The sequence below is a fragment of the Streptomyces sp. NPDC002054 genome, assembly GCF_040296685.1.
In the GTDB taxonomy this organism is placed as follows: Bacteria; Actinomycetota; Actinomycetes; order Streptomycetales; family Streptomycetaceae; genus Streptomyces.
On record NZ_JBEOXT010000016.1, the window covers coordinates 1 to 14,339 of the forward strand.

Consider the following 14,339-nt stretch of genomic DNA (forward strand, 5'->3'; position numbering starts at 1 on the left):
GTGCCGGTGGTGCTGCCGTGCTGGAGGAGTTCGAAGGTGGTGGCACGGGTGTGGTGCCGCTGCTTCCCATCGCGGAGTACATGCTCGAACTGGGCGGCGGCTACGACCGGTTCGCCATGACCCTCGCGCTGGAGTTGCCGCATGGCATCGGCGCCGACGAGTTGTACGCCACCCTGCAGGCGGTCATCGACCGGCATGACGTCGTGCGTTCCTGCCTTGTCCTCGACGGGGAGGGCGGCGGCAGCCTCCGTATCGATCCTGTCGGCACGGTCGATGTGCCCGCGCTGGTGCACCGGGTCGCCTGGGACGGCACCTGCGGCACGGAATGGCAGCGTCTGGCCGCTGCCGAACTGGACGCAGCGGTCGGCCGGTTGGATCCGACGGGCGGGGTGATGGCCCAGTTCGTCTGGTTCCGGACGGAAGAGGGCACAGGTCGTCTGCTGATCGCACTCCACCACCTGGTCGTCGACGGGGTGTCCTGGCGGATCCTGCTGCCGGACTTCGCCGAAGCGTGGAGGCAGGTCAGGGACGGCCAGGCGACGCCGAAGCTTCCCGGTGTCGGCACTTCGGTGCGGCGTTGGACTCATGCGCTGTTGGAGGAGGCCCGTAGTCCCGAGCGGGTGTCTGAGTTGAGCGTGTGGCGGTCGGTGCTGGATGGGCCGGATCCGTTGTTGGGGTCGCGGGCGTTGGATCCGGTGGTGGATGTGATGTCCACGGTTGATCGGGTGCGGGTGGGTGTGTCGTCGGCTGTGACGGAGGCGTTGTTGACGACGACGCCGGCTGTGTTCCGTGGTGGTGTGAATGACGGTCTGTTGGCTGCGCTGGGTGTCGCGGTGGCGAAGTGGCGTCGTGTGCGGGGTGTGGCGGAGTCGTCGGTGTTGGTGAAGTTGGAGGGGCATGGTCGTGAGCAGGAGGTCGTGCCGGGTGCGGATCTGTCGGGCACGGTCGGCTGGTTCACGAGTATGTTCCCGGTGCGGTTGGATACGGCCGGGTTCGATCTGGACGAGGCGTTGGCCGGCGGCCCGGCTGCGGGCGGTGTGCTGAAGGCGGTCAAGGAGCAGTTGTCGGCTGTTCCGGACAAGGGGCTGGGCTTTGGTCTCCTGCGCTACCTGAACGATGAGACCGGCGCCGAGCTGGCGCAGTACGGGACCGGGCAGATCGGGTTCAACTACCTGGGCCGGTTCTCCGCCACCGACATGCCCGAAGACCTGCGCGGCCTCGGCTGGACCCAGCTGTCGGGCGCCGAAGCCGTGACCGCGGACCTGAACGCCGACATGCCGGCTCTGTCGACCGTCGAGATCAACTCGGCAGTGGTCGACACCGAGCAGGGCTCTCGGTTCGAGGCCGTGATCGGATTCGCCACTGGTGTGCTCACCCGTGAGGAAGTGCAGGAGCTGGCGGACCTGTGGTGCGAAGCACTGGAGGCGATCGCCCGGCATGCGGCGACTCCGGGCGCGGGTGGGTTCACTCCGTCGGATCTGCCGTTGGTGGGAGTGAAGCAGCAGGACATCGAGCTCTGGGAGCAGCGCTACCCCTCCCTCTCCGACGTCTGGCCCCTCACCCCCCTCCAGTCCGGCTTCCTGTTCCACGCCTTGCTCAACGAAGACGACTTCGACGCCTACCAGATGCAGCTGGCGTTCCGCATCGCGGGCCCGGTGGACGCGGAGCGGATGCGGGCGGCGGGGCAGGCGCTGCTGGACCGGTATCCCAACCTGCGTACCGCGTTCGTCACCACGTCCGAGGGCCACCAGGTCCAGATCGTGGTCGATGGCGTCGAGCTGCCCTGGCAGGAAATCGACCTGAGTGGTCTGGGCGAGGAGGCCCGCGGTGAGGCGTTCGAGCGGTTCCTCGTCGAGGACCACGCCGCGCACTTCGACCCGGTCGCGCCTCCCATGCTCCGGCTGTCCCTGGTCAGGATGGGCCCTGATCACTGTGAACTTGTACTGACCGCACACCATGTGCTCTTCGACGGGTGGTCGTTCCCGATCCTGGTGCAGGACATCCTGCGTCTCTACGGGGCTGCCGGCGAGCTGAGCGCGCAGCCGAGGGTTCGGGGCGGGTACCGAGACTTCCTGGCATGGCTGTCACGCCAGGACCGCGATGCCTCTGTCCGGGCCTGGGCCGCGGAACTCGCCGGTGTGGAAGAGCCGACCCTGTTGCTGACCGAAGCGCCCGCGGCTGCGGAGACCTCGGCCATCGGGCAGGTGAGCACCCCCTTGTCGGCGGAGGACGCCAGGGCGCTGGCGCGCCGTGCCGCAGAGATGGGTGTCACCGTCAACACTCTGGTGCAGGGTGCCTGGGCCGTGCTGTTGGGGCAGCTGACGGGGCGCGCGGACGTGCTGTTCGGTGCCACGGTCTCGGGCCGGCCGCCGGCGGTCCCGGACGTCGACTCGATGGTGGGCCTGTTCATCAACACGCTGCCTGTGCGGGTGGCGTACACGCCGGGTGAGACGCTCGCTGAGGTGTTGACCGGTTTGCAGGAGCGGCAGGCGGCTTTGCTGGACCATCACCACTACGGACTGTCCGACATCCAGCAGGACACGGGGCTCAAGGAACTGTTCGACACACTGGTGGTCTTCCAGTCCTACCCGGTGGATCAGGCTGCGATCGCCGAAGCCCACACCGCGGGCGGGATCTCCATGGCCGGATTCCGCGCGATGTCCGGCAGCCACTATCCGCTCACCGTGATGGTCGGTGCCGACCCGTACTTGCAGGTGAACCTCCAGTACCAGCCGACCGCGCTGGAACGGGCGGCAGTCGAGACGATCGCGGCTCGGCTGGCGTGCGTGCTGCGGCAGTTGGTGGTGGATCCGCATGTTCCGGTGGGTCGGGTGGATGTGCTGGAGGCGGGTGAGCGTGAGCGGTTGGCTCTGGTGAACGACACGTCCGCCCCTGTGGTTGAGGTGTCGGTTTCGGAGCTGTTCGAGCGGCAGGCCGGTGCGTCCCCTGATGCCGTCGCGATCGTGTGCGACGGGGTGGAGTTGACGTACGGGGAGGTGAATGCGAGGGCGAACCGGTTGGCGCGGGTGTTGGCGGGCCGGGGCATCGGCCGCGGTTCCGTGGTGGCGGTGGCCTTGCCTCGCTCGGCGGACCTGGTCGTGGGGTTGCTGGCGGTGCTGAAGGCCGGTGGCGCGTATGTGCCGGTGGACCCGAAGTACCCGAGTGACCGGTTGGACTTCATCCTCGGTGAGGCCCGGCCGCAGGTGATCCTCACCGATGCGGACACGCTGTCGGTTCTGCCGCAGAGTGGCGCTGCGGTGCTGCTGCTGGACGCGGTCGATCTGGCTGTGGGTGAGGCCGGGGATCTGGGTGTGGTGACCGGTCCCGAGGACTTGGCGTACGTGATGTACACGTCGGGTTCGACCGGGACGCCGAAGGGTGTCGCGGTCAGCCATGCCACCGTGGTCAACGGTGTGGCACGTCTGGCCGAGGCTGTCGAGGCCGGGCCGGGGCGTCGGGCGCTGGCGAGTACGTCCGTCAACTTCGATGTGTCGGTGTTCGAGATCTTCACCAGCCTGTGCCATGGCGGGTCCATCGAGATGGTCCGTGACGTGCTGGTGCTCGGTGAGCGTGGAGGGTTCGACGGTCAGATCATTTCTACTGTCCCGTCGGCGTTCGCGGAGCTCGTAGACCTGCTGACTGATGCGACGAGTGTGGACACGCTCGTATTCGCGGGTGAGGCGCTGCCGGCGAGTCTGGTGGCGCGGGTCCGTGATGCGTTCCCCGGCGTGCGTGTGGTCAATGCTTACGGGCAGACCGAGTCGTTCTATGCTACAACTCACACCGTCGCGGGCGGCGAGGGCAGTGCCCCCATCGGCTCGCCGCTCGGCAACATGCGCGCCTACGTTCTCGGCCCCGGGCTGCAGCCCGCCCCGGCCGGCGCAGTCGGTGAGCTGTACGTGGGCGGGACCATCGCCCGCGGCTACTTCGAGCGGGCCGGCCTGACTGCCGAGCGCTTCGTCGCCGACCCGTTCGGCACGCCCGGCGCGCGCATGTACCGCACCGGCGACCTGGCGCGGTGGAATACGCACGGCCAGCTGGAGTACCTCGGCCGCAGCGACACCCAGATCAAGATCCGCGGGTTCCGCATCGAACCCGGCGAGGTCGAAGCGGCCCTCACCGCGCACCCCGCCGTCGCCCAAGCCGCAGTCGTCGCCCACGGGGGACAGCTGGTGGGGTACGTCGTGTCGGCCCCGGTGGATGTGGACGACCTGCGGACCTTCGCGGCGAGCAGCCTGCCGGAGTACATGGTCCCGTCGGCGTTCGTGCTGCTCGACCGGCTGCCGCTGCTGCCGAACGGGAAGCTGGACCGGGCGGCGCTACCCGAGCCGGAGTTCGTCGGCGTTGCCTACCGGGCGCCGCGTACGGTCCAGGAGAAGGTCCTGGCCGACGTGGTCGCCGAAGTCCTGGGCCTGGGCCTGGAGCAGGCTGCCGTGGGGATCGACGACAACGTCTTCGCCCTGGGCTGCAACTCCCTCAAGGCCACCCGCATCGTCAGCCGGATCCGTACCGAGCTCGGCGTGGAGATACCGATCAAGGCGGTCTTCGGATCGCCGACGATCGCCGAGCTCGCCGCGCACCTGACCGATGGCAGCAGCACCCCGCTGCGCCGCCCCCTGGAGCGCTTCACCGAACGTCCCGAGCGGCTCCCGCTGTCCTTCGCACAGCGCCGCCTGTGGTTCATGGACCAGCTCGAGGGGCCCTCCGCCACCTACAACATCCCGCTCAGCCTGCGCCTCACCGGCGAGCTCGATGCCGACGCCCTCGTCGCCGCACTGCGCGACGTGGTGGCCCGGCACGAGGTCCTGCGCACCGTGTGCGTGGAAGACGCCGACGGGGTGCCCATGCAGGTGGTGGTGCCCGTGGCGGAGGCGGTCCTCGACGTTCCCGTGCTGGTGGTGGCCGCGGAGCGCGCCTCCGAGGCCGTCGCCGAGGTGGCCACGTACCGGTTCGACCTGGCCTCGGAGATTCCGGTGCGGGCCCGCATCCTGCGGATCCGCCCGGATGAGCACATCCTGTGCCTGGTGATCCACCACATCGCGACCGACGGGGTGTCGATGGCCCCGCTGATGCGGGAGGTCTCGGCGGCCTACGCCGCACACCGTGCGGGCCGGGCACCGCAGTTCGCCGAACTGCCCGTCCAGTACGCCGACTACACGCTCTGGCAGCGTGAGCTGCTCGGCGAGGCATCCGACCCCACCAGTGTCCTGTCCCGGCAGTCCGAGTACTGGCGCACGGAACTGGCGGACATGTCGCACCCGATCCAGCTGCCCACCGACCGCCCCAGGCCGGAGAAGTTCAGCCACCGCGGCGAGATGATCGACTTCACCATCGACGGGGAAACCCTCGCCGCAGTGGAGCAGCTGGCGCTCAGCCGGGACGTGACCGTCTCGATGGTGATGCAGTCGGCCCTGACCGTGCTGCTGCACCGGCTGGGCGCGGGCGAGGACATCGCCATCGGTTCCCCGATCGCCGGCCGTACCGACGAGGCCCTCAACGACCTGATCGGCTTCTTCGCCAACACCTGGATCCTGCGGGCCGACCTGGAGGGCAACCCGACCTTCGAGCAACTGATGGGGCAGGTGAAGGACAAGGCGCTGTCGGCGTACGGCAACCAGGACGTTCCGTTCGAGCGACTGGTGGAGGTACTCAAGCCGGAACGTTCCACCGCCCACCACCCGCTGTTCCAGGTGATGCTGGCCTGGCAGGACGTCCCCCGGTCCGGGTTCGACCTCCCCGGCCTGGAAGCGGAGTTCGTCTCGGCCGTGACCGGGGTGTCGAAGTTCGACCTGCTCTTCAACCTGGGGGAGTCCATCACCGGGGACGGGCGGCGGGTGGACGGCGTGATCGAGTACGCCACCGATCTGTTCGACCGCGCCTCGGTCGAGCAGATCGCCGACCGCTTCGTCCGCGTGCTGAAGCAGGCCGTGGCCGACCCGGCGGTGCCGGTCGACCGGGTGGACGTGCTGGATGCGGCCGAGCGGTCGGAGCTGGCGGCGTGGGCCCGGGCCGGCGGCGCCGGCGGCCCGGTGCCCGAGGTCACGCTGGCCGCGGCATTCGAGGCGCAGGCGGCCAGGACCCCCGGTCTGCCCGCGTTGACCTGCGAGGACGTGAGTCTCGACTATGCCGAGCTCAACGCCCGGGCGAACCGGCTCGCGCGCCTGCTCGCGGCGCGGGGTGCCGGGCCCGGTCAGTTCGTGGCCGTGGCCCTGCCCCGCTCGGCCGACCTGGTCGTCGCGCTGCTCGCGATCGTGAAGTCGGGGGCCGCGTACGTCCCGATCGACCCGGAGAGCCCGGCCGACCGGATCGCGTACATCCTCGAGGACTCGAACCCGCAGCTGGTCGTCACCACGGCGGCCGTCGCGGACCGGATCCCGGACAGCGGCGTGCCGCGTCTGGCGCTGGCCGAACCGGCGACGGAGGAGGCACTCGCGGCGCTGCCGGGCCACGACCTCGACGGGTCCGAGCACACCACCCCGTCCCGCGCCACCGATGCCGCGTATGTGATCTACACCTCGGGGTCCACGGGCCGGCCCAAGGGCGTGGCCGTCACGCACCTGAACGTGATGAGCCTGTTCACCGCCTCCCAGGGCCTGTTCGGCTTCCGCGAGGACGACGTGTGGACCATGTTCCACTCGTACGCCTTCGACTTCTCGGTGTGGGAGCTGTGGGGACCGCTGCTGTACGGCGGCCGGCTGGTGGTGGTCCCGTACGAGGTGAGCCGCTCCCCGCAGGACTTCCTCGCCCTCCTGGTGCGGGAGCGGGTCACGGTCCTCAACCAGACGCCGTCCGCGTTCTACCAGCTGATGCGCGCGGACCGGGAGTCTCCGGAGCTCAGCGGCGAACTCGCGCTGCGCTACGTGGTCTTCGGCGGCGAGGCACTGGACCTGGCCCAGCTCGGCGCCTGGTACGAGCGCCATGCCGAGGACGCGCCGGTGCTCGTCAACATGTACGGGATCACCGAGACCACCGTGCACGTCAGCCATCGCGTGCTGACCGAGCGCCTGGTGAAGGAGCAGTCCGGCAGCATCATCGGCATCGGCCTTCCGGGCCTCGAGGTGCATGTGCTGGACGGGGCCCGCAGGCCGGTTCCGGCCGGTGTCGCGGGAGAGATGTACGTGGCCGGAGGCCAGCTGGCCCGCGGCTACCTCAACCGTCCCGACCTGACCGCCGAGCGCTTCGTCCCCAACCCGTTCGGCCCGCCCGGCAGCCGCCTGTACCGCTCCGGCGACCTGGCCCGCTGGACGCGGGACGGCCAACTCGAGTACCTGGGACGGGCGGACGACCAGATCAAGCTCCGCGGCTTCCGGATCGAACCGGGAGAGATCGAGGCGGCGCTGATCGGGCAGGCGGGCGTGGCGGAGGCACGGGTGCTGGTGCGTGCCGACGCGGTCGGGGACAGCGTACTGACGGCGTACGTGGTGCCCGCCGCCGGTGAATCCCCCGAACCGGCAGAGCTGCGCGCCGAGTTGCGGACGTTCCTGCCCGCCTACATGGTCCCCACGGCCTATGTCCTGCTCGACGCGATTCCCCTGACGGGCAACGGAAAGCTGAACCGCAAGGCACTGCCCGCCCCCACCCCCGCTCTCATCGGCGGCCGGGGCGGAGCGGCGGCTCCGCCGACCAATGAGCTGGAGAGTCGGATCGTCGAGGCCTGGACCCAGGTGCTGGGCATCGACGGCATCGGCATCGACGACAACTTCTTCGATATCGGCGGCGACTCCTTCAAGGCGGTGACGCTCGCCCGCGCCATCGGCCAGGGGCTGTCCGTGATCGAGTTGTTCAAGAACCCGACCCCGCGCGGCCTCGCCGAGCACCTGGCGTCGGCCCCCGAGGACGGTGCACCGCACCGCTGGCTGCACCGGCTCACCCCGGACCGGCCGGCGGGCGAGCGCCCCCGGCACAGCCTGATCTGCATTCCGTACGGCGGCGGCAGCGCCACCGTGTACCAGCCGCTGGCCGCACAGATGCCGTCGGACGTCGACCTGTGGACCGTGGCCCTGCCGGGGCACGACCCGGTGCTGCCCGACCAGCCCATGGTGGACAGGGCCGAGTGCCAGGAGCGGCTGGTCGAGGAGATCTCCGCCTCGGTGGAGGGGCCGTTCAGCCTGTACGGGCACTGTGCCGGCACGCTGCTGACGGTGCTGGTGGCCCGGGGGCTGGAGGACCGCGGCCTGGTCCCGTCGGGGATCCATCTGGGAGCGCCCTGGGACATCGCGGCGTTTGCGTTCGCCGCGTCCACGACGCCCGACACGCTCGAATCCGCGCTCGACAGCACCGACGAGGAACTGCACGCGTTCCTGGTCTCGCTGGGCGGGTTCGAGCGCGCATTCGACGAGCGGGATCTGCAGCACGTGCTGCGCGTCCTGCGGCACGACATGCGCGAGGGCATCCGGTTCCTGATCGACAGCGTGGGGGAGTGGGAACGGCTGAAGGCCCCCATTCACGTGATCATCGGTGATGCGGACCCGGCGACGGACACTGTCGCGGGCGGCTACCTCGCCTGGGAGCACTACGCGGAGGAGGTGTCACTCCAGGTGGTCGCGGGCGGGAGCCACTACTTCGTGCAGGACCAGGCCGACCTGGTGTCCCGGATGATCATCGGCTGATGGCGGAAGGGGCCGCCCCGGCTGTGTGAACAGCCGGGGCGGCCCCTTCGGCGTAGCGGCGCGCCTGCTTACCAGCGGGAGCCGGTGTAGTGGGGCTCCTTGGCCTTGCGTAGCGCCCGCGCCACCGGGTCTTCCTTGCCGGCGGTGTGGCTGCCCTCCAGCTTGGCGCCCTCCACGTCCACATTCGGCAGCAGCCGGTCCAGCCACCTCGGCAGCCACCAGGCCGACTTGCCGAGCAGGGCGAACAGGGCCGGCACGATGGCCATGCGGACCACGAAGGCGTCGAAGAGGACCGCCGAGGCCAGGGCGAAGCCGATCATCTTGATCAGGTCGTTGCTCTCGGTGATGAACCCGGAGAACACGCTGATCATGATGATGGCGGCGGCGCTGACCACCCGGCCGCTGTAGCGGAAGCCGGTGACGACCGCCTCACGGGGCTTCGCTCCGTGGGTGTACGCCTCCCGCATCCGGCTGACCAGGAACACCTCGTAGTCCATTGCGAGGCCGAACACCACACCGATCATGAAGATCGGCATCGTGCTGACCACCGGGCCGGTCGCCTTGACGCCGAACAGGTCGGCGAGCCAGCCCCACTGGAACACCGCCACCACGGCTCCGAGCGCCGCGCTGACCGACAGCAGGAAGCCGAGGGCCGCCTTGAGCGGGACCAGGATCGAGCGGAAGACCAGCACCAGCAGCAGGAAGGCCAGGCCCACCACCAGGGCGAGGTACGGCACCAGCGCGTCGTCGAGGGTCTTCGAGAAGTCGATGAACATCGCGGTCTGGCCGGTCACGAGGATCTCGTCCGCGCCGCTGCTGCTCTCGATGCCGCTCACGCTGTTGCGGATGGAGCGGACGAGCTCCTCCGTGTCGTGGTCGGTCGGCCCGGTGGTCGGTACGAGGTTCAGGATCGCGGTGTCGTTCGCCTTGTTGGCCGTGGCCGGCGAGACGGATTCGACGCCCTTCACCTTCACCAGGGCCTGGCCGGCCGAACCGGCCGCGGCTGTGGCGTCCTTGGCGCTCACGGTGATCGTCAGGGGGCCGTTGAAGCCCGGGCCGAAGGACTCCGACAGCATGTCGTAGGCCTTGCGCTGGGTGGTCTCCGGCGCCATCGTGCCCTCACCGGGCAGCCCCAGCTCCAGGCTGGCGGCGGGCAGTGCGATCGCGCCCAGGCCGAGCACGCCGACCAGCAGGACGGACACGGGGTGGCGCAGCACGTAACGGGCCCAGCGCGTACCCAGGTTGGGCTTCTGCTTGGCCGCCGCCTTGGCGGCCTTGCGCCGCTGCCGGGCCGAGAGCTCCTTGCCGGTGACCGCCTTGCGGTCGATGCGGCGCAGTACCTTGACCGGTGCGAAGCCGAGCAGCGCCGGGACCAGGGTGATCGCGATCAGGACGGCGACGGCGACCGTGCCGGCCGCGGCCATGCCCATCTTGGTGAGCATCGGGATGTTCACCACGGCGAGGCCGGCCAGGGCGATGATGACGGTGAGTCCGGCGAAGACGACCGCCGATCCGGCGGTGCCGACGGCGCGTCCGGCGGCCTCCTGGGGCGCCCGGCCCTCGGAGATCTCGGAGCGGTAGCGGGAGATGATGAACAGGGCGTAGTCGATGCCGACGGCGAGGCCGATCATCATGGCCAGCGTGGACGTGGTGGCCGACAGGCCGAAGGTGCTGCCGAGGGCGAGGATGCCGCTGAGGCCGACGCCGACCCCGATGATGGCGGTGAGCAGGGGCATGCCCGCGGCGATCAGGGAGCCGAAGGTGATCAGGAGGACCACGGCCGAGATGAGGATGCCGATGCCCTCGGCACCGCCCAGCTCCGCCTCGATCTTGATGGCGTCACCGCCGGCCTCGACGGCCAGGCCCGTGCCGCGGGCCTTGTCCAACGCCGCGGTGAGCGCGTCGTGTTCCTTGTCGGTCAGCGCGGTGCCGGCGATCTTGTACGTCACGACCGTGTAGGCGGTGGTGCCGTCCTTGCTGATGGCGTTGGCCGTGTATGGATCGGTGACCGAGCCCACCTCAGGGGCCTTGGTCAGGTCGGAGACCAGCCCGGAGACCGCCGCCTTCCGCTCGGGGCCGGAGATCTTCTCGCCCTTGGGGGCGCGGATGACCACCCGGGCGATGGCGCCGTCGGCGCTCGCCGCCGGGAACTTCTCCTCGAGGAGGTCGAAGGCCTTCTGGGATTCGGTCCCGGGCATCGAGAACGTGTCGGCCGGAGGCGGCGGGGCGGACGAGGCGGCGACACCCACCCCGCCGAGGATCAGCACCCACAGCAGGGCGGTCAAGCCTCGCCGCCGGAAGGCGAGGCGGCCCAGCTTGTAGAGGAATGTAGCCACGACGAACAGGCTCCTGTCGGATCGGCAGTGGAGGGTTCGCGCACCGTTTCTCGGTGCGCGCGGCGACGGGTCCGGGAGGCGTGCGCGCCTCGGACTGCGTGACACCACTATGGCGCCATCTTGGCGCCAACGCAAGATAGTGGCGCCAGTCCGGCGCCACGCGGGCGCCACCGGCCCATCCGGAAGCGCTCCTTCGGTAGCGTCACACGAGGTCCAAGGCCCTGTCCTCCCGTGTTGGGGCCGTGTGTCAAAAGGCGTCGCCCTTGCGCCAGGATTGAGCCATCGTGGCGCCATCGCATCGGTCTGTGGCGCGGGCGAGCGCCACAGGAGTCGGCGGAATCTCACCGGCGGCAGCTTTGATGCATCCCTGACACCCCACTGACGGCTTCTTGATGGGGCCCCTCGTCCGTCCAGTGAGGGCGAAACGATCCCGAAGTGACGCGTGCGTAGCGCACATCCCGTCGATGACAAACGGGACTACCGAGGCCCCTCGGCACCGTGACACCGTCATCCCGTCGCCAACCGAGGGAGCAGGGGTGAACAAGGGGTACGCGGTGTTCTGCGACGCCGACCGCTGGTTCTACGACGCGCCGTACCGGCGCAGCGAGGACAGCGGCTACGCGGCGGGGACCGCCCCGGTTCCGGAGGGCTGGCAGTCGCACCGCACCGGGGACTGGCTGGCATGGCGGCCCGTCGAGCACCGACTGCCCGCACAGGGCTGGAAGATCCACGTGTCCGCCACGCTCGAGAACGCGGAGTCCGTCCTCGACCGGGTACGCGACTACTGCGTCCCGCGGCGCATCGCCTTCAAGTTCGTGCCCAGCCGCCACCTCCTGCACAACCGCAACGCCAAGTACGCCGACCGGGCCGGCGCCGGCAAGTTCATCACCGTGTACCCGGCCGATCCGGAGGAGTTCCGGCGCATCGCCGAGGACCTCGACGTGCTGCTCGGCGGCGAGCCCGGCCCGTACATCCTCAGCGATCTGCGCTGGGGCCGGGGGCCGGTGTACGTGCGCTACGGCAGCTTCACCCTGCGCCACTGCCACGACGAGCGGGGCGAACTGGTCCCCGCCATCGAGGACCCCGAGGGCCGGCTCGTACCCGACCCGCGCGGACCCGTCTTCCGGCTGCCGGAGTGGGTGACCCCGCCCGAGTTCCTCCAGCCCCATCTGGACGCCCGGTCCGCTCTCACCCTGGCGGACCTCCCGTACTCGGTCGAGCGGGCCCTGCACTTCTCCAACGGCGGCGGGGTCTACCTGGCCCGCGACAGCCGCACCGGCGAGCGCGTCGTGCTCAAGGAGGCACGGCCGTACGCCGGGCTGGCCGCCGACGGCGCGGACGCGGTGACCCGGCTGCACCGGGAGCAGGACGCGCTGGAGCGGCTGGCCGGCCTGGACTGCGTACCCGCCGTGCGGGAGGCCTTCACCGTCGGCGAACACCACTTCCTGGCACTGGAGTACCTCGACGGCAAACCGCTCAACACCTTCTTCGCCCGCCGCCACCCGCTGATCGAGGCGGATCCCGACCCGGCCGAACTCGCCTCCTACACCCGGTGGGCGCTGGCCGTGCACCGCAAGGTGACGGAGGCGGTGGCGGCCGTGCACGCCCGCGGGATCGTCTTCAACGACCTGCACCTGTTCAACATCATGGTGCGGGAGGACGACGGCGAGGGCGAGGGCTCGGGTGACCCGACGGTGTTCCTGCTCGACTTCGAGGCCGCCGCGGACGGCGCCGACGGCTCCCGCCAGACCGTCGCCAACCCGGCCTTCGTGGCACCCGCCGACCGGCGCGGATTCTCCGTGGACCGCTATGCGCTCGCCTGCCTGCGCCTCGCCCTCTTCCTGCCGCTGACCAGCCTGCTCGTGATGGACCGCACCAAGGCGGCTCATCTCGCGGCGATCGCCGCCGAGCAGTTCCCCGTACCCCGGGCCTTTCTGGACGAGGCGGTCGAGGAGATCCTCGCCGGCCCGGACGGCTCTCCCGGGCACCTGCCCGCCCAGCCGTATCTGCCGGTCCGGCCGGGGGAGTGGCCCGCGAGCCGGGACTCCCTGGCCGCGGCGATCACGGCCTCCGCCACGCCCGACCGGGAGGACCGTTTCTTCCCGGGGGACATCGCGCAGTTCGCCCACCCCGGCGGCGGCCTCAGCGTCGGCTACGGCGCGGCCGGCGTGCTCTACGCCCTCGCCGAGACCGGTCGCCCGTCGTGGCCGGAGGCGGAGGAGTGGCTGCTGGACCGCAGCAAGGACCCCGCCTCCGGCACCCCGCCCGGCTTCTACGACGGACTCGCCGGTCTGGCCTGGACCCTGGAGCGGCTCGGCCATCCCGGGCGGGCCCTGGAACTGGCCGAGCGCATCACGGAACAGCCGTGGGACGCCGCCGCCCCCGACCTGCACAGCGGGCTCGCCGGCATCGGCCTCGCCCTCGACGCGCTCGGTACCGCGACCGGCGAACCGGGGCTGCACGACGCGGCCTTGCAGTGCGCCGAGCTCGTGGCCGGCACCGTCCGGACCGACCGCGCCGACGGCTCCGCGCCGGGCGGCCGGAAGGCCGGGCTGCTTTACGGAGCTTCCGGGCCCGCCCTGCTCTTCCTGCGCCTCTACGAGCGGCTCGGCGACCGGGAGTTGCTCGACCTCGCCGCCGCATGCCTGCGCCGCGACCTCGGCGCCTGCGTGACCAGCGCCTACGGCACGCTTCAGGTCGACGAGGGCTGGCGCACCATGCCGTACCTCGGCGCCGGCAGCGTCGGCATCGGCATGGTCCTCGACGACTACCTCCAGCACGCCCGCGACGAGTCCTTCGAGCAGGCGCGCGGGCAGATCGTACGGGCGGCACAAGCCACCTTCTACGCCCAGCCCGGCCTGTTCCGCGGCGCGGCCGGCATGGTGCTGTACCTGGCCCGCACGACCTGCACCGGGCCCGGCACCGACCGGGCCGACATCGACCGCCAGATCGAGGCGCTCGCCCGGCACGCCGTGCCGTACCAGGGCCATCTGGCCTTCCCCGGTGAGCAGTTGATGCGGCTGTCCATGGACCTCTCCACGGGCACCGCCGGCATCCTGCTCGCCCTCGGCAGCGCCGCTCCGGCGGTCCGCGCCCAGCTGCCGTTCCTTCCGCCGCTTCCGCGGCCCCAAAGCCGGTCCCGCACGGGATCGTGACCCACCGACCACGCACCACGAGTGAAAGGAATCGACATGACCCTTCTCGACCTGCAGTCGATGGAGACCATCAAGGAAGAGACCACCGAGGCGGGCCTCACCGGTGGCGGCGGCAGCCGCGCCAGCCTGCTGCTCTGCGGCGACAGCAGCCTGAGCATCACCACCTGTAACTAGTCGCGCCATGCGGCCCGGCCGGTCCCCCGCGGACCGGCCGGGCCCGCAGGGCCGCGGACCGGGAG

4 protein-coding genes are annotated in these 14,339 nt (G+C 70.5%); 3 read left to right on the top strand and 1 reads right to left on the bottom strand.

The window, feature by feature from the left end:
- The first annotated feature begins 17 nt into the window (after positions 1–17).
- Entirely contained in the window at positions 18–8,609 is an 8,592-nt protein-coding gene (locus ABT123_RS16760; RefSeq protein WP_351314388.1) for a non-ribosomal peptide synthetase, read from the top strand.
- Between the two features lie 68 nt (positions 8,610–8,677).
- On the opposite strand, the gene ABT123_RS16765 is transcribed toward ABT123_RS16760, so the two are convergent.
- Positions 8,678–10,945: an MMPL family transporter gene (locus ABT123_RS16765; protein WP_351314391.1), complete on the bottom strand. Its 2,268-nt coding sequence runs from the start codon at positions 10,943–10,945 to the stop codon at positions 8,678–8,680.
- A gap of 536 nt (positions 10,946–11,481) precedes the next feature.
- Here ABT123_RS16765 and lanKC point away from each other — a divergent pair.
- On the top strand, positions 11,482–14,100 hold the full coding sequence (lanKC, locus tag ABT123_RS16770; protein WP_351314394.1) for a class III lanthionine synthetase LanKC: 2,619 nt from the start codon (positions 11,482–11,484) through the stop codon (positions 14,098–14,100).
- A 36-nt stretch (positions 14,101–14,136) separates the two neighbouring features.
- Positions 14,137–14,274, top strand: coding sequence for a SapB/AmfS family lanthipeptide (locus ABT123_RS16775; RefSeq protein ID WP_150205781.1), 138 nt, complete (start codon positions 14,137–14,139; stop codon positions 14,272–14,274).
- Positions 14,275–14,339 lie beyond the last annotated feature (65 nt).

Excerpts from the sequence above, each read along its gene's own strand:
- ABT123_RS16775 (WP_150205781.1), top strand. The coding sequence starts at position 14,137 with ATGACCCTTCTCGACCTGCAGTCGATGGAGACCATCAAGGAAGAGACC.